This is a genomic window from Microbacterium sp. KKR3/1 (assembly GCF_021272365.1).
Lineage (GTDB): Bacteria > Actinomycetota > Actinomycetes > Actinomycetales > Microbacteriaceae > Microbacterium > Microbacterium aurugineum.
In genome coordinates this window covers 989,731-1,004,478 of record NZ_JAJSDW010000001.1, presented here as the reverse complement: position 1 = coordinate 1,004,478, position 14,748 = coordinate 989,731, and the positions used below count along the sequence as shown (strand labels likewise).

The 14,748-nt window shown below is 69.0% G+C and carries 18 protein-coding genes; 7 read left to right on the top strand and 11 right to left on the bottom strand.

All coding sequences use genetic code 11. The annotated features are described in order from the left end of the window. Positions 1-63 precede the first annotated feature (63 nt). The gene (locus LVJ59_RS04835; RefSeq protein WP_017203323.1) at positions 64-237 is read left to right on the top strand and encodes a DUF3117 domain-containing protein; all 174 of its coding nucleotides are present in this window, start codon (positions 64-66) and stop codon (positions 235-237) included. 103 nt (positions 238-340) lie between these two features. Here LVJ59_RS04835 and LVJ59_RS04830 read toward each other — a convergent pair whose 3' ends face one another. After that, positions 341-979, bottom strand: coding sequence for an O-methyltransferase (locus tag LVJ59_RS04830; RefSeq protein WP_131491908.1), 639 nt, complete (start codon positions 977-979; stop codon positions 341-343). A gap of 89 nt (positions 980-1,068) precedes the next feature. Here LVJ59_RS04830 and LVJ59_RS04825 point away from each other — a divergent pair, with 89 nt between their 5' ends. Next, positions 1,069-1,443 carry a twin-arginine translocase TatA/TatE family subunit gene (locus tag LVJ59_RS04825; protein ID WP_131491909.1) on the top strand — a complete coding sequence of 125 codons (375 nt, stop codon included), beginning with the start codon at positions 1,069-1,071 and terminating at the stop codon, positions 1,441-1,443. Between the two features lie 21 nt (positions 1,444-1,464). On the opposite strand, the gene LVJ59_RS04820 is transcribed toward LVJ59_RS04825, so the two are convergent. From LVJ59_RS04820 to LVJ59_RS04805, 4 genes are read right to left on the bottom strand one after another with little or no spacing between them, the layout of a single operon-like run. Then, on the bottom strand, positions 1,465-1,959 hold the full coding sequence (locus LVJ59_RS04820) for a YcxB family protein (protein ID WP_232762196.1): 495 nt from the start codon (positions 1,957-1,959) through the stop codon (positions 1,465-1,467). A 3-nt stretch (positions 1,960-1,962) separates the two neighbouring features. Next, positions 1,963-3,102, bottom strand: a complete 1,140-nt coding sequence (locus LVJ59_RS04815; RefSeq protein WP_232762195.1) for an Mrp/NBP35 family ATP-binding protein — start codon at positions 3,100-3,102, stop codon at positions 1,963-1,965. Beyond that, positions 3,099-3,611 (bottom strand): DUF1003 domain-containing protein, encoded by a 513-nt coding sequence (locus tag LVJ59_RS04810; protein ID WP_047523065.1) that lies wholly within the window; start codon positions 3,609-3,611, stop codon positions 3,099-3,101. Before LVJ59_RS04810 ends, LVJ59_RS04815 begins: the two co-directional genes overlap by 4 nt. Further along, positions 3,611-4,879 carry a magnesium transporter MgtE N-terminal domain-containing protein gene (locus LVJ59_RS04805; RefSeq protein ID WP_047523064.1) on the bottom strand — a complete coding sequence of 423 codons (1,269 nt, stop codon included), beginning with the start codon at positions 4,877-4,879 and terminating at the stop codon, positions 3,611-3,613. The genes LVJ59_RS04810 and LVJ59_RS04805 overlap by 1 nt, the downstream gene beginning before the upstream one ends. Before the next feature lie 85 nt (positions 4,880-4,964). On the opposite strand from LVJ59_RS04805, the gene LVJ59_RS04800 reads away from it, so the two are divergent. Together LVJ59_RS04800 and LVJ59_RS04795 are read left to right on the top strand one after the other, a co-directional pair. Next, positions 4,965-5,672, top strand: coding sequence for a general stress protein (locus LVJ59_RS04800; RefSeq protein WP_232762194.1), 708 nt, complete (start codon positions 4,965-4,967; stop codon positions 5,670-5,672). A gap of 25 nt (positions 5,673-5,697) precedes the next feature. Continuing rightward, positions 5,698-6,360: an alpha/beta family hydrolase gene (locus LVJ59_RS04795; protein WP_232762193.1), complete on the top strand. Its 663-nt coding sequence runs from the start codon at positions 5,698-5,700 to the stop codon at positions 6,358-6,360. Positions 6,361-6,363: 3 nt separating this feature from the next. On the opposite strand, the gene LVJ59_RS04790 is transcribed toward LVJ59_RS04795, so the two are convergent. The 3 genes from LVJ59_RS04790 to LVJ59_RS04780 are packed head-to-tail and all read right to left on the bottom strand — an operon-like array spanning position 6,364 to position 9,764. After that, positions 6,364-7,272, bottom strand: coding sequence for a phosphotransferase (locus tag LVJ59_RS04790; protein ID WP_232762192.1), 909 nt, complete (start codon positions 7,270-7,272; stop codon positions 6,364-6,366). A 9-nt stretch (positions 7,273-7,281) separates the two neighbouring features. Then, positions 7,282-8,703 (bottom strand): aminopeptidase P family protein, encoded by a 1,422-nt coding sequence (locus tag LVJ59_RS04785; protein ID WP_232762191.1) that lies wholly within the window; start codon positions 8,701-8,703, stop codon positions 7,282-7,284. 38 nt (positions 8,704-8,741) lie between these two features. Then, complete coding sequence (locus LVJ59_RS04780; protein WP_232762190.1) at positions 8,742-9,764, bottom strand: endonuclease/exonuclease/phosphatase family protein; 1,023 nt, start codon at positions 9,762-9,764, stop codon at positions 8,742-8,744. Positions 9,765-9,864: 100 nt separating this feature from the next. Here LVJ59_RS04780 and LVJ59_RS04775 point away from each other — a divergent pair, with 100 nt between their 5' ends. Together LVJ59_RS04775 and LVJ59_RS04770 are read left to right on the top strand one after the other, a co-directional pair. Next, positions 9,865-10,737: a PHP domain-containing protein gene (locus LVJ59_RS04775; RefSeq protein ID WP_232762189.1), complete on the top strand. Its 873-nt coding sequence runs from the start codon at positions 9,865-9,867 to the stop codon at positions 10,735-10,737. Between the two features lie 62 nt (positions 10,738-10,799). After that, entirely contained in the window at positions 10,800-11,684 is an 885-nt protein-coding gene (locus LVJ59_RS04770; RefSeq protein ID WP_232762188.1) for a DUF817 domain-containing protein, read from the top strand. Positions 11,685-11,756: 72 nt separating this feature from the next. On the opposite strand, the gene LVJ59_RS04765 is transcribed toward LVJ59_RS04770, so the two are convergent. Continuing rightward, a complete protein-coding gene (locus LVJ59_RS04765) occupies positions 11,757-13,277 on the bottom strand; it encodes a DEAD/DEAH box helicase (RefSeq protein ID WP_232762187.1) in 1,521 nt (506 codons plus the stop codon). A gap of 196 nt (positions 13,278-13,473) precedes the next feature. Here LVJ59_RS04765 and LVJ59_RS04760 point away from each other — a divergent pair, with 196 nt between their 5' ends. After that, complete coding sequence (locus LVJ59_RS04760; RefSeq protein WP_047523057.1) at positions 13,474-14,187, top strand: ferritin-like fold-containing protein; 714 nt, start codon at positions 13,474-13,476, stop codon at positions 14,185-14,187. 8 nt (positions 14,188-14,195) lie between these two features. Here the strand turns inward: LVJ59_RS04760 and LVJ59_RS04755 are convergent, their stop codons facing one another. Beyond that, positions 14,196-14,483 carry a hypothetical protein gene (locus LVJ59_RS04755; RefSeq protein WP_131491919.1) on the bottom strand — a complete coding sequence of 96 codons (288 nt, stop codon included), beginning with the start codon at positions 14,481-14,483 and terminating at the stop codon, positions 14,196-14,198. A gap of 7 nt (positions 14,484-14,490) precedes the next feature. Continuing rightward, positions 14,491-14,715 carry a DUF3107 domain-containing protein gene (locus LVJ59_RS04750; protein ID WP_131491920.1) on the bottom strand — a complete coding sequence of 75 codons (225 nt, stop codon included), beginning with the start codon at positions 14,713-14,715 and terminating at the stop codon, positions 14,491-14,493. Positions 14,716-14,748: the final 33 nt, after the last annotated feature.

Here is a 14,748-nt window from a genome sequence, read left to right as displayed (position 1 = left end):
ACCTCCAGGTCCCGGTGACACCCGATAAACTCATCCCATACCACCGGAGGAAAGGGAGCCACGATGGCAGCGATGAAGCCGAGGACCGGAGACGGACCCATGGAGGCCGTGAAAGAAGGACGACTCATCATCGTGCGTGTTCCACTCGAAGGCGGCGGCCGACTGGTCGTCTCCGTGAACGACGCAGAGGCCAAGGAGCTTCACGACGTGCTGGCCGCCGTCGTGGCACCGGCCTGATCGATCTCGGATCCGCGTCCGCGGATCCGGAAGGGCGGTGGATCCTCGGATCCACCGCCCTTCGTCGATTCCGGGCTCTTCGGGAGCGATCCGTGCGGAGGGCTCAGTCGCGCTCGGGGAGGCTGATGAGCTGCAGCAGGCCTTCGGCGGCAGGGGATACGGTCGCGAGCACTGCCGACGATTCCTGCGTCTCCTGCACCAGGGAACGGTAGGCGGACGTGATCTCGTCGCGCTGGACGGGATCGGCGACGCGGCCGCCGGCGAGGACGCGGGGGACCAGCACCAGGCCGCCGGTGCGGGCGAGACGAAGCCCGTGTTCGACGTACTCGATGATGTGCTCGGGGTCGGCGTCGACCAGCACGATGTCATAGGAAGCCTCGTTCATCCGAGGCAGCACGTCGATGGCGCGTCCCGTGATGAAACGGACCCTCGTGGAGGGGACCCTCGCATCGGCGAACGCCTGACGTGCGGCTGCGAGGTGCTCGGGCTCGTTGTCGATCGTGGTGAGCACGGCGTGGGGGGCACCGCGCAGGAGCCAGAGGCCGGAGACACCGGCACCGGTGCCGATCTCGACGATCGATCGCGCACCTGTCGCGGCGGCGAGCACGGCGATCTGGGAGCCGACGACCGTGCTGACCGGCATCGCGCCCAGCTCGACCGCATGTGCCCGAGCACGGGCGATGGAGTCCGGCTCCACGATGGACTCGCGAAGGAAACGCGCGTTCGCGTCGTGCTCGCTCATGGCCTGTTCTCCCTGCCTGCCCGGTGATTCCCTCCAGCGTATTCGCTCGTCGCGCGCGGGGACCGCAGGCGCGGCGGTAGCCTGTAGAGATGACGTTCGGGCTCACCTTCGAGAAGATGCTGCTGATCGGCCTCATCGCGGTGCTGATCATCGGTCCTGAGCGTCTTCCGCGGGCCGCCGAGAGCTTCTCCCGCATGGTCCGCAAGGCCGGCGAATACCTTCGCGACACCAAGAGTCGGATGCGCCAGGAGATGGGGCCCGAGATCGACGACGTCGACTGGCGAAAGCTCGACCCCCGTCAGTACGACCCGCGTCGGATCATCCGCGACGCCCTGTTCGAGGAGCCGCAGCCGGCGACGCCGGTACAGGCCAAGGAGACGATCGCCGAGCCCATCGCCCCCCGCGCCGCCCCGCAGGAATTCAGTGCGACGAACCGTCCCCCGTTCGATCCCGAGGCCACCTGACCTTCAGGCGCGAAGGGGCTCTCAGGAGATCCGTGAGCGCAGGGTCGCGATGTCCGCGTCGCTGAGCAGGGCACGGGGGATGGCGGTCGCCGCGCTCGTCCCACGCACCTTGAGCAGCACCGCATCCCTGCCCACGCGCATGCCCTGGAACGTCCCGTAGGCGATCTCCGACTGTCTCCTGCCGCTGCCCAGCCTCAGCACGTCGTCTTCGAGCTGTGCCCACACCACGGTCTCGACGGGCATCGCCGTCCGCACGGCCTGGCGGGCGGACGACACCGACATCACGACGGCGAACACCGCGAGACCGATGATCAGCAGCGGCATCCAGCCCGCGCCGAACGGCGGTTCTGCGCCCGCGGGCAGGGGGGTGCTCAGATTCAGGATGCTGAGCGTCAGCGCGCCGGCGAGTGCGACCCACATGACGATGGCGGCCGGCCGGGTCAGCGAGTAGATCGCCGCATCGCGAGCCATCCGCTGCAGCAGCCCCTCGTCGATCGTCAGGGAGCGGGGAGGCATCGGTCACTCTTCCTTGCGTGGCCCGCCGACGGTCATCGGCAGCGAACGGCCGGAGAGGCCGCGTCCCCGCCGGGTGAGCGCGCGAGCGAGGTCGTGGATCGCGGTGGCCGCGGCATCCGTGGCTGTCCCCGAGACGAGGGGCGCGCCGGCGTCTCCGCTCTGGCGCAGGGCAGGGCTCAGGGGGATCGAGGCCAGCAGCGGGACGACCTCGTCCGGTTCGGAGAGCGCATCGGCGACGGCCGCTCCTCCGCCCGACCCGAACAGGTCCAGCACGGTTCCGTCGGGGAGCGTGTACGCGGCCATGTTCTCGACGACGCCGATCACCTGCTGACCGGTCTGCCGTGCCACGAGACCGCTGCGGATCGCCACGTCGGAGGCAGCGGTCTGCGGAGTCGTCACGACGAGGACCTCGGCGTGCGGGAGCAGCTGTCCGATCGAGATGGCGATGTCGCCCGTGCCGGGCGGCATGTCGATGAGGAGCACATCGAGGTCGCCGAAGAAGACGTCGGTGAGGAACTGGGACACGGTGCGATGCAGCATCGGCCCCCGCCAGGCCACGACGGACTCGCCGTCACGCAGGAACATCCCGATCGAGATCGTCTTCACGCCGTGGGCCACCGGTGGCAGCATCAGGTCGTCGATGCGGGTCGGCTGCGTCCCGGCCGGGATCCCGAGGAGGCCGGGGATGGAGAAGCCGTGCACGTCGGCATCGACGAGTCCGACCGAGAGTCCCTGGTCGGCGAGGGCGACCGCGAGGTTGGCGGTGACCGTCGACTTGCCCACTCCGCCCTTGCCGCTCGAGACGAGGATCACGCGGGTGAGGGAGTCGGGGCCGAACGGCATCTGCCGTGCCGGGCGACCGTCGCGCAGCTTCTCGGTCAGCGCCTTGCGTTCGGCGGGGGTCATCACGCCCACCTCGACGTCGACGTCCGTGATACCGGGGACGGACGCCGCGGCCTGTCGTACGTCGGCTTCGATTCGGGCCGCGGCGGGGCAGCCCACGATCGTCAGCACGATGCCGACCTGGGCGTGGGCACCGTCGACGGAGATGTCGCGCACCATGTCGAGGTCGCCGATCGGTCGACGCAACTCCGGGTCCGTCACGGCGGAGACCGCGGTGCGGACGAGGTCGGCCTCGGTCACGATGCGGCGCCCCCCGATGCCCTGTCGTCGGTGTCCTCGAGTTCGGCGAGCAGGGTCTTCAACTCCTGGCGCAGCACGTCTCGGGTCACGGTCTGCGAGTTGCGCTCCTCGAGCGCCATGCGCAGTGCCACGATCTCGCGGGCCAGGTATTCGGTGTCGGCGAGGTTGCGCTCGGCGCGCTGGCGGTCCTGCTCGATCTGCACCCGGTCGCGGTCGTCCTGGCGGTTCTGCGCGAGCAGGATCAGCGGTGCGGCATAGGAGGCCTGCAACGAGAGCATGAGCGTCAGGGCCGTGAACCCGAGCGCGGCGTCATCGAAACGCAGATGCTCGGGCATCAGGGTGTTCCAGACGATCCAGACCACGCAGAACAGGCTGAGGATCACGAGGAACGCTGGCGTCCCCATCGCCCGCGCGACCCACTCGGTGAACCTTCCGAAGCGGTCGCGAGAGGTGGTGCGCGGGCGGGCCGTGCTGCGTCCCGGCGCGTCCAGACGCGACTCGCGGGCCATCAGCTCGTCTCCTTCGCAGCGGCGGCGATGTCGTCGCTGTCCTGTGAACGCCAGTCATCGGGGAGGAGATAGTCGAGCACGTCGTCGATGCTGATGGCGCCGACCAGCCTATGGGCTGCGTCGATCACCGGCAACGAGACGAGGTCGTAGCTCGCCAGCAGACGCGCCACTTCGGCCGCCGACGCGGTGACGGGAACGGGCTCGAGGCTGTCATCGAGGATCGCTCCGAGTCGTTCATGCGGGGGATAGCGCAGCATCCGCTGGAAGTGCACGAGCCCGAGCAGGCGACCGGTGGGCGTCTCGAACGGGGGGAGTGTCACGAACACGGCCGCGGCCAGCGCCGGGTGCAGCTCGTGGCGCCGGATCAGAGCCAGTGCCTCGGCGACGGTCGCATCGGCCGACAGGATGATGGGTTCCGGGGTCATCAGACCGCCGGCGGTGTCCGGGCCGTAGCGCAGCAGCATCCTGACGTCCTCGGCCTCCTCGGGCTCCATCAGTTCGAGGAGCTGCTCCAGGCGGTCCGGGGTGAGCTGGGCGAGCAGGTCGGCGGCATCATCCGGCTCCATCTGGTCGAGGATGTCAGCCGCGCGCTCGTCGCCGAGCCGGTCGAGGATGTGCACCTGCTCGTCCTCGGGCATCTCCTCGAGGGCATCGGCGAGGCGGTCGTCCGAGAGCTCCTCGGCGACCTCGATCATCCGCTGCTGCGGCAGATCGAGAAGAGTGTTCGCGAGGTCGGCGGCATGCAGTTCGGAGTACGAAGCGACGAGCTGTTCGGCGGACTGGGATTCGCCCGGCGCGCGTTCCTCGGCGACCTCGTTCCACGCGGCGAACGTCGTGGGCCCCTTCGCGAAGGGAGAGGCGCTGGTCTTCGGCCGACGCAGGAAGAGCTGACTGATGGCCCATTCCCCGAGGCGATTGGGCTCGATCGCCACGTCCTCGATCACGGCGGTACCGCTGCCGTCGGAGAAGCTGACGCGTCTTCCGAGCAGCTCCGCGAGCACCCGCACCTCGCCGGCCCGCGGAGAGAAGCGTCGCACGTTGATGAGTCCGGTGGTGATGACCTGACCGGAGCGGATCGATGTGACGCGGCCGATCGAGAGGAACACATGTCGTCGTCCCGGGATCTCGACCACGAGACCGATCACGCGGGGTGCCGCGGTACTTCGGTACACCACGACGACGTCCCGGACCTTGCCGAGCCGGTCGCCGACGGGATCGAAGACGGCGCACCCGGCCAGGCGCGCGGCGAAAACCCGTTGTGTGCTCACCCCTCCAGAGTAGTCGGCGGGCCCGGTCATCGGCGGGATGGCCGCGCCTCGGGCGGTCTGATGGTGCGCGTGGAAGAATAGTCGGATGAGTATGCTGAACCGCCCCGCGAACAGCTCGGAGACCGGCGAGATCGTCGCTTCCACGCGCGACTACGAGAACGCACAGAAGACCGTCTCGAAGCTGATCGCCGGGGAGGTCCCGGCACGGGACATCGCGATCGTCGGGCAGAGCGTGCGGACGGTCGAGCGCGTGACCGGCAAGCTCGGATACGCCGCGGCCGCCCGCTCCGGCGCCATCAACGGAGTCCTGATCGGCCTGTTCCTCTCCGCGATCCTCGTGCTCGGCAACCCCGAGGTCCCGATCCAGCTCTTCGTCGGCTTCGTCCTCATCGGCGTCGCGGTCGGGATGCTCCTGAGTCTCGTGACCTACGCGATCGTCCGGCGTCGTCGCGACTTCGCGAGCGTCACGCAGTTCGCGGCGGATCACTACGAGGTCACCGTCCAGTCCGCCTCGCTCGCCAAGGCTCGCGACGTTCTCGGAGCGACGCGCGTCGCTCCGGTACGGCCTCCCGTGAACCTCGACGAGCCGCCGCGATACGGAGAACGGATCACGCCTGGCGCGACGGCGCCGGCACCCGAGGAGCCCGTTATCCCGCCGCGGCCGGCAGACCCCGTTGCCGAGCCGGCTGCCGATCCGGAGCCGGGTACGCCCGCACCGGAACCCGGGACGCCCGCACCGATCGAGCCCGACGCGACGCCGGGTGCAGAAGGCGCCCCGGGCGAGCGGGCGTGACGACGATCCCCGGACGTTCCTTCTGATGGTCGAGATCCAGGTCGCGCTGCCGAACGGAACCACCGTCGTGTCGGCCGACTGGACGCGCGGTGACAACGGGGCGACGGTGATCGTCGCCCACGGCGCGGGAACGGGAAAGGACCATCCTTTCCTCACTGGTTACGCCGAGGCACTCCGCGCGATCGGCTTCTCGACACTGCGCTTCAACTTCCCGTACGTGCAGCAGGGGCGGCGGATGCCAGGGCCGGCCGCGCATGCGATCGCCACCTGGAACGCGGTCACGACGTTCGCGCGCACAGCAGACCCCGCGGCGACCGTCTGGGCGACGGGGAAGTCCTACGGCGGACGCATGGCATCGATGGCGGTCGCGGAGGGCTTACGGGTGGACGGACTCGTCTATCTCGGCTATCCCCTTCATCCGCCAGGACGGCCGGAGAAGCCGCGGGTCGAGCACCTGCCGGCGATCACCGTGCCACAGCTCTTCGTGGAGGGGACGAACGATCCCTTCATCCAGCCGATCTCTCAGTTCGAACAGGCTGTCGCGGCCTGTCGAGAAGCCCGGATCGTCTGGATCGAGGGCGGCGGGCACACATTCGAGGTGAAGGGCCGCAAACTCCCCGCGGAGCAGATCGGTGCGTCGCTCGCCCCGATCGTGGCCGAGTTCGCCCTCGGAGGTGCGGTCGACTGACCTTCAGCCGACGAGCATCGACAGCTCGGGGTCCGCGAGCACGCGGCGGACGGTGGAGATCCCCAGCGCGCTCATCTGCGGGTTCGACTTCTCGTAGTACCACCCGAGGCCCAGCGCCTGTTGCAGGGCCCACCCGGCACCCCGCTGCCACTCGGCCTCGCCGGCGGAGACACCGTCGCGGACGAGGCGTCGTGTCGGGGCATCGAGGAGGTGCCAGGCGGCGACGAGGTCGAGCGCAGGGTCCGCAGGTCCGAAGTCCCCGCCGTCGAGCACGCCCGCCAGCCGGACCTCGTCGTCGCGCTCGATGACCAGGAGGTTGAACGGCGTGAGGTCGCGGTGGCACATCAGCGGAGCGTCGGCGGGCGGAAGCGCGCACAGGGCCGCCCAGAGCTTCGCGGTGCGTGCCACGTCGATCAGGTGTGCGCTCCGCGACAGACACTCCGAGACCCACTCATCGTGGTCGCCGAGTCTCCCGCCGCGGCCGTTCCCGTCGAACACCCGTCCGCGCATGTCGACCGCGCGCAGTGCACGGATGAGGACGACCAGATCGTGAGCGAAGGCTTCCGACGCGGCAGCACGCACGGGGCCCGGCGGCTCGCCGTCGATCCAGGACTGGACGGCCCAGGCCGAGTCGAACTCTTCCGACGCGGCAGCGATCCCGTAGGAGCGCGGGGCGGGGAACGGACTCGCTGCCGCCAACTCATCGAGCGCCGCGGCCTCACGCGCGAGAGTGGGCTCCGATGCCGCGAGGCGCGGGAAGCGGGCGACAAGGCCGTCGCCCACCCGGATGATCCTGTTGACCGTCCCGGTGGACGAGACCGGTCGCAGCTCCTCTCGGCGCAGCTCGGGGAAGCGGCGCGTGATCAGCCGTGCCGCGACCTCGGTCTCGAGCGCGAGCTCACCGTCGTGCATCCGCCGAGGTCAGCTCTGGAGCCGGGCGATCCATGCTTCGACCTCGTCGGCCGTGCGGGGGATGCCGGCCGAGAGGTTCACGGGGCCGTCCTCGGTCATCAGGATGTCGTCCTCGATCCGCACGCCGATGCCGCGGAGCTCTGCGGGCACCGTCAGGTCGTCGATCTGGAAGTACAGCCCGGGCTCGATCGTGAACACCATGCCGGGCGTCAGGACGCCGTCGTAGTACATCTCGCGGCGCGCCTGGGCGCAGTCATGCACGTCGATGCCGAGGTGGTGGGAGGTGCCGTGCACCATGTACCGACGGTGCTGGCCCCCCTTGTCCGCGTCGATCGCCTCGTCGGCGGTCACCGGCAGCAGGCCCCACTCCGCGGTGCGTGCAGCGATGACCTTCATGGCGGCCGCGTGCACGTCGCGGAAACGGACGCCCACCCGTGCAGCGGCGAATGCGGCGTCGGCGGCCTCGCGCACGGTCTCGTACACCCGGCGCTGCACCTCGGTGAAGGTTCCCGAGACGGGCAGCGTACGGGTGATGTCCGCCGTGTACAGGCTGTCGGCTTCGACACCGGCGTCGACGAGGATCAGATCGCCCGGGGCCACGGTGCCGTCGTTGCGGGTCCAGTGCAGGTAGCAGGCGTGCGGACCGGATGCCGCGATCGTGTCGTAGCCCTCGCCGTTGCCGTCTTCACGGGCGCGGCGGTGGAAGACACCCTCCACGACACGTTCGCCGCGGGCGTGCGCGACGGCGGACGGAAGCTCGCGGACGATGTCGTCGAAGCCGTTCGCGGTGATCTCGACGGCACGGCGCATCTCGGCGATCTCGAACTCGTCCTTGATGAGGCGCAGCTCGGACACGAAACGGGTGAGGGTCTCGTCCTCGTCGAGCACGAGCTCTCCCTCCACGGCCTCGAGCTCGTGGAGATGGGCGGTCGCGATCTCCAGGTCGGCCGCGACACCGTCCAGGGACGGGCGTGGGCCGATCCAGAACTCACCGATCGTGGCGTCGGCGTAGAACTCCGTCGTGGTGCGGTCGGCGCGCTCGCGGAAGAAGAGGGTGACGTCGTGACCCGTGTCGGTCGGCGCGAAGACCAGGACCGAGTCGGGCTCGGCATCCGCGGCCCACCCCGTGAGGTGGGCGAAGGCGGAGTGTGCCCGGAAGACGTAGTCGGTGTCGTTGCTGCGCTGCTTGAGCGATCCTGCGGGGATGACGAGACGCTTCCCGGGGAAGGCGGCAGAGACCGCGGCTCGACGGGCGGCGGCGTACGGTGCCTGCGCACGCGGAGCGGGAAGGGTTTCCGGACGCTCGGCCCATCCCGTCGAGATGGTGTCGAGGAACCCCTGCGGGAAGGGCTGCTTGCGGTTCGTGTTGCTGTTCTCGACAGACGCTTCGACGGTGGGCTCTGCGATCGTGTCGCGTTCTCCGGTGCTCATCCCTCCAGTCTGTCACCTGCAGGGCGTGTTTCGGGAGTTCAGCCGGCCGGCTCCAGCTGGACGACGAGCGCGCGGTGGTCGCTGCCCCCGGCATCGCCGAGGACGACCGAGCCCGTCGGTGTCCAGTTCGGCGAGGCCATCACGTGATCGATCGGCGCCCCGGCGAGGGGCGGGAGCGAGCTCGGCCACGTTCCCGCGAGACCGTTGCCGGTGCGCGACGCGACATCGCGGCAGTATCCGATGTCACCACCGTCCACTCCGAGAGGCGCCATGTGATCGATCGTCGCATTGAAGTCTCCCGCCAGGATGAAGTCGCCCTGCGGACACTGATCGGCGATCCACTGCAGATCGCTCTGCCACTGCTGCATCTCCTCCACACGGGGAGCGACGGCATGCACGGCGACGATCGTGGGTCCGGAGCCGTCGACCGGCATCAGCACGACACTCGGCACGGATCCCGTGTTGCTGCTGCCGTCCTTCGAGGATTCGATCACCGAGTACTCGCCGAGGTCGGGGGCCACCAGCACCGTGGTGTGCCAGGACTGGGGGCCGTTGGGCACATCGGGGCGGAACTGCACGTGGTGCACCCACATCGGATGCCCCTGCTCGCGCAACATGATCGCGATGCGCTCGCCGACGTCCTCGGTCGTCTCCGGCAGTGCCACGACATCGGCGCCCTGAGCGAGGATCTGCTGGGCGATCACCTCGGCGGACACGGCTTCGCCCGCCGTGTTCCAGGTCAGCACCCGGATGCTGCTCTCCGTCTTCTGCGGGAGCTCGGTGGTGCCGAAGCCGCGGGTCGCTCCGATGACGCCGGTCGCCCCCGCACCCAGCAGCGCGATGATGAGGACCGACGCGGCGAATCCGCGCAGAGGACGAGCGAAGAGCAGCAGGAGCGCGAGCACGGCGATCACCAGGAATCCGCCGAGGACCAGGCCGCGCGCGGACACCAGCTGCGCGAACGGATAGGTCTGCTCGAGACGGAAGAACTGCGGCCACACGACGATCGCCGTCGCGATCGCGAGCAGGACGGTGAAGAGGATCCCCAGTAGTCGAAACATCCCCTCAAGCCTAGGAGCGCCGCCTGTGAAGTCCCTGCCCCGACATCCGCTTCCGTGTGCCTCCGCGCCCACTGGCCGTCGCCCTCGGTACGCTCTGAGGATGGCCTCTCCGTCCGCCGGGTTCGCCGGTCCCGCCGACCTGCACCTGCACTCCAACCAGTCCGACGGGACGGAGGCGCCGGCCGAGGTGATCAGGCAGGCGCACGCGCACGGGATCCGCACCGTGGCGCTCACCGATCACGATCGCTCCACCGGGTGGGATGAGGCCGGTGACGCCGCCGTCGCGCTCGGCATGACGTTCATCCCCGGGATGGAGCTGTCGGCGAAGCACGAGTGGCGCAGCGTGCACGTGCTCGGCTACCTCTTCGATCCCGGAGACCCGGCTCTGCAGGCCGAGACCGATCGCATCCGCGGGGATCGGATCGGGCGCGCGGAGCGGATCGTGCGCAACATCGGACGGGACTACGACCTGCACTGGGATGACGTGGTCGCGCAGACGGCTCTGGATGCGACGGTCGGGCGCCCTCACATCGCGGACGCTCTCGTGGCGAGAGGCATCGTGCGCGATCGCACGGAGGCGTTCGACGGGATCCTGCATCCGCGCGAGGGATACTACGAGCCGCACTACGCCCCGAATCCGCTGACCGCGGTGCGACTGATCACGCAAGCCGGGGGAGTGGCGATCATCGCCCACCCGGTCACCGCGGGTCGCGACCGGATGATGCCCGTCCCGTACATCGAGCGGCTGATCGCGGCCGGACTCGGCGGCTTCGAGGTCGATCACCGCGAGAACACCGAAGCGGGCAAGCGGATGCTGCGCGAGCTGGCGCAGAAGCACGACCTCATCGTCACGGGGTCCAGCGACTATCACGGCAGCGGCAAGCCGAACCGTCCGGGGGAGAACACGACGTCCGACGAGATGGTCGCCCGCCTCCTGGCGCAGGGCACCGGCATCGCCCCGCGCTTCCCCTGACGGTCGGGATACTGTCGGGATACTCCCGGTGACCTGTCGACCGGGAGCGCTACATTCCGAGCATGCAACGAGCGACGTCCGTGGAACGCCGTGTCGATGCGTGGGCCCACCGCCTGCTGCTCGGCGCCCCGAAGAGCGGCTTCCGCGCCGGCCTGATCGAGTTCGCGGTGTTCGTGGTCAAGCAGGCATGGGCGTGCGTGTTCGGGGCCACGCTGTTGCTCGTGATCGTCGCGGCGCGGTTCTGGTACCCGCCGGATGCGGCGCTCGCGCGCGACGATGCCCTCACCATCGCCGCCGTGCTCATCCAGGTGGCCATGCTCGTGTTCCGCTGGGAGAGCGGACGAGAGCTGTGGGTGATCGTCCTGTTCCACCTCACCGGAACCGTGATGGAACTGTTCAAGACCGATGTCGGCTCCTGGGCGTATGCCGCGGACGGCTTCCTGCGCATCGGTGGAGTGCCGCTGTTCAGCGGGTTCATGTATGCCGCTGTCGGTTCTTACATGGTGCGCGTCTACCGGCTCTTCGACCTCGGCTTCACGCGATACCCCCAGCGGTGGATGACCGCGATCCTCGCGATCGCGATCTACGTGAACTTCTTCGCACACCATTGGTTGTGGGATGCGCGGTGGATCCTGCTGGCTGCCGTCATCGTGCTGTGGCTGCCGACGGTGATGCACGCGCGTATCTGGCGTCGGACGATCCGGATCCCGCTGCTCGTCGTGTTCGTCGGAGTCGCCGTCTTCATCTACCTGGCGGAGAACATCGGCACCTGGGCAGGCGCATGGGCATACCCCGATCAGGCGGCGGGATGGCAGCCGGTCTCGCCGAGCAAGCTGAGTTCGTGGTTCCTGCTCATGATCATCTCGGTCGTGCTGGTCGCGTGGGTCTATCCGCCGCAGGTTCCTGCGGCGATACTCCACGGGGAGCGGGCGGCCTCTCTTCGCTGAGCGGCGGCGACGACGAAGGGCGCGTGCTGCGGACTTCGTCCGCGGCACGCGCCCTTCTGAGAGGTCGAGGTGTCAGGCTCCGGTGACCGGAGCTGCGCCTGCGCCGGAACCTCCACGGCGGCGACGGCGCCGGCGCGCCGGCGCGGGCTTGCCGTCGTGGTGCTCCTTGCCCGCCCCGTCGTGGGTGCCGGCGCCCTCGGCGCTGCGGTCTGCGGCCGGAGCGGACTGTCCTTCGCCCGTGGTGGCCCCCGACGCACCTTCGGTGAAGGTCGAGCCGAGCGGAGTCGCGCTGTTGCGACGACGGCGACGGCGACGCGTCCCGGTCTCGTCGGTGCCTTCCGCGGCGGCGTCCGCGGCGCGCTCGGGCCGACGGGTGCGCTCGGTCTTCACGGATTCGGTCTTCGGCGTGGACACGAGGCGGCCCTTCGTGCCCTGCGGAATGTCCAGGTCTTCGTACAGGTGAGGGCTCGACGAGTAGGTCTCGACGGGCTCCGGCTGACCGAACTCGAGCGCGCGGTTGATGAGGGCCCACTTGTGCAGGTCCTCCCAGTCGACGAACGTGACCGCGATGCCGGTCTTGCCTGCACGCCCCGTGCGGCCGGCGCGGTGCAGGTACGTCTTGTCCTCGTCGGGGATGGTGTGGTTGATGACGTGCGTCACGTCGTCGACGTCGATGCCACGGGCGGCCACGTCGGTCGCGACGAGAACGTCACGCTTGCCTGCCTTGAACGCGGCCATCGAGCGCTCGCGCTGGTCCTGTCCCATGTCGCCGTGCACGCCGCCGACGTTGAAGCCGCGGTCGTTGAGCTCGTCGACGAGGCGCTGTGCCGCGCGCTTGGTACGCGTGAAGATCACGGTCTTGCCGCGGCCCTCGGCCTGGAGGATGCGAGCGATGATCTCGTCCTTGTCCATCGAGTGCGCGCGGTAGACGAGGTGCTTGATGTTGGCCTGGGTGAGGCCCTCGTCGGGGTCGTTGGCGCGGATGTGGATCGGGTTCGACATGAAGCGGCGGGCGAGGGCCACGATCGGGCCGGGCATGGTCGCCGAGAACAGCTGCGTGTGGCGGACGGCCGGGACCTTCTGGAAGATCTTCTCGATGTCGGCGAGGAAGCCGAGGTCGAGCATCTTGTCGGCCTCGTCGAGCACGACCTCCGTCGCGTTGGAGAGGTCGAGCAGGCGCTGGCCCGCAAGGTCGATCAGGCGGCCGGGAGTGCCGACCACGATCTGCGCGCCCGCCTTGAGCTGGTCGATCTGACCCTCGTACGCCTTGCCTCCGTAGATGGCGACGACGCTGGTGGAGCGGTTGCTGGTGAGCAGGTCGATGTCTTCGTAGACCTGCACGGCGAGCTCGCGGGTCGGGACGACGATGAGTGCTTTGACGCCGTGCTCCGGGTCCTTGCCGAGGCGCTGCACGACGGGGATGCCGAACCCGAAGGTCTTTCCCGTGCCGGTCTTCGCCTGGCCGATGATGTCCTGCCCCGGAAGGCCGAGAGGGATGGTCTGCTCCTGGATCGGGAAGGCATCGATGATGCCCTTGGCCGCGAGTGCGTCGACGATGTCCTGATCGATGCCGAGATCGGCGAAAGTTGTCACTTTATTCAGATTGCCTGTCCGGCGACCCTGGGGGACCGCCACGTAAACGGATCCACGCCGTCTCTTGTGCCACAGGCGCGGGGCCCCGCTCCGACGGCGGGGACACGCCCAGCCTACCGGAGGGGTGGTGCGGACCAGGAAGGAGGGCCCCGCGCGGGTATTGTGAATCTCGTGGTGGACTCGGGAGGAAGACCTCGTGGTTAAGTGGTTCTGGCAGCGCGATGACGCGCCACGGCGAATCCTCACCCTGCGCAGCCGAGGCGAGCAGAGCGATGCGACGAGGGTCGACTTCGCCGAACTCGCCCCCGAGCTCGATCGGTTCCTCGGTCAGGCCGCGTACCTGCAACTCGGCTACTTCGAGACGCTCACCAGGCTCATCCGGGCGACCCCGGAGCTTTCCGAGAAGGAGTCCCTGTCGCGTGCGGCCGGGGCGGCGTTGACGAAGCATCGCGGGATCGTGGAGGTCATCGCCGAGCGCGGTGGCGACCCGACGCAGGTGATGCTGCCGTTCCGCGAGAACCTCGACGCGTTTCGACGCAAGACGATCGGTGCGCGACCCCGGGAGACGCTCCTCGCCGTGTACATCACCGCCGGGATGCTCGACGACTTCTACCTCGCGCTCGCATCGAGCTACGGCGAGACCGGTCGTCGGGTGGCGGAGATCCTCCGCGAAGACGATGCCGGCCATGAGATCGTCGCGATCATCCAGGAGACGATCGAGAGCGATGAGGAGTGGCGGTCCCTGCTGTCGATGTGGGCGCGGCGCCTCGTCGGTGACACCATCCTGGTCTGCCGTTCCGCGCTGCGGCCGGAGCTGCTCCAGGTCGACGACGAGCGCGTCGAGCCGGTCTACACCGAACTCATGGGCGCGCACGCGCGCCGGATGGATGCGATGGGCCTCGCGTCCTAGGCTGCCCGTCAGATGCCGAGTGCCGCCTTGGCATCTGCATCGGACCGCTTGCGCATTCCGGTGATCGCCACCGTCACCAGCGCGGCGACGACGGGAGCACCGAGCACGCTCGCGAGCCACAGCCAGATGCTGTCCTCACCGACGCCGGCCCACTGCAGGCCCGTGTAGGTGATCGCTGAGACCGCTGTCGCCACGGCGGGCGCGAGCGCCACTCCGCGCAGCTCGCGCCCGGAGATCAGGAAATGCACCGCGATGCCCAGGGCACACGCGCCGATCAGTGCGAGCAGGATGTACATCGTCTGCTCAGGCGACGAAGCCGACGCGACGCGATTCCTCGGTGCCCAGTTCGATGTAGGCGAGGTTCGCCGTGGGGACGATGTAGGAGTTGCCCTTCACATCGGCGAAGCTCACGTGCGTGGCGTTCTGCTCCAGCGCCGTGGTGACCTGGGTGCGGACCTCGTCTGCGCTCACGCCGGTGTCGAAGCTCAGTTCGCGGCCGGTGTTGATGATGCCGATGCGGATTTCCACGCGTGCTCCTTGAAGTTCGGGGACTGGCCCAAC

What these genes read in the sequence shown, in the direction of transcription:
- LVJ59_RS04835 (WP_017203323.1), top strand. Translation starts at nt 64, where the DNA reads ATGGCAGCGATGAAGCCGAGGACCGGAGACGGACCCATGGAGGCCGTG.
- LVJ59_RS04830 (WP_131491908.1), bottom strand. Translation starts at nt 979, where the DNA reads ATGAGCGAGCACGACGCGAACGCGCGTTTCCTTCGCGAGTCCATCGTG.
- LVJ59_RS04825 (WP_131491909.1), top strand. Translation starts at nt 1,069, where the DNA reads ATGACGTTCGGGCTCACCTTCGAGAAGATGCTGCTGATCGGCCTCATC.
- LVJ59_RS04820 (WP_232762196.1), bottom strand. Translation starts at nt 1,959, where the DNA reads ATGCCTCCCCGCTCCCTGACGATCGACGAGGGGCTGCTGCAGCGGATG.
- LVJ59_RS04810 (WP_047523065.1), bottom strand. Translation starts at nt 3,611, where the DNA reads ATGGCCCGCGAGTCGCGTCTGGACGCGCCGGGACGCAGCACGGCCCGC.
- LVJ59_RS04800 (WP_232762194.1), top strand. Translation starts at nt 4,965, where the DNA reads ATGAGTATGCTGAACCGCCCCGCGAACAGCTCGGAGACCGGCGAGATC.
- LVJ59_RS04795 (WP_232762193.1), top strand. Translation starts at nt 5,698, where the DNA reads ATGGTCGAGATCCAGGTCGCGCTGCCGAACGGAACCACCGTCGTGTCG.
- LVJ59_RS04790 (WP_232762192.1), bottom strand. Translation starts at nt 7,272, where the DNA reads ATGCACGACGGTGAGCTCGCGCTCGAGACCGAGGTCGCGGCACGGCTG.
- LVJ59_RS04785 (WP_232762191.1), bottom strand. Translation starts at nt 8,703, where the DNA reads ATGAGCACCGGAGAACGCGACACGATCGCAGAGCCCACCGTCGAAGCG.
- LVJ59_RS04780 (WP_232762190.1), bottom strand. Translation starts at nt 9,764, where the DNA reads ATGTTTCGACTACTGGGGATCCTCTTCACCGTCCTGCTCGCGATCGCG.
- LVJ59_RS04775 (WP_232762189.1), top strand. Translation starts at nt 9,865, where the DNA reads ATGGCCTCTCCGTCCGCCGGGTTCGCCGGTCCCGCCGACCTGCACCTG.
- LVJ59_RS04770 (WP_232762188.1), top strand. Translation starts at nt 10,800, where the DNA reads ATGCAACGAGCGACGTCCGTGGAACGCCGTGTCGATGCGTGGGCCCAC.
- LVJ59_RS04755 (WP_131491919.1), bottom strand. Translation starts at nt 14,483, where the DNA reads ATGTACATCCTGCTCGCACTGATCGGCGCGTGTGCCCTGGGCATCGCG.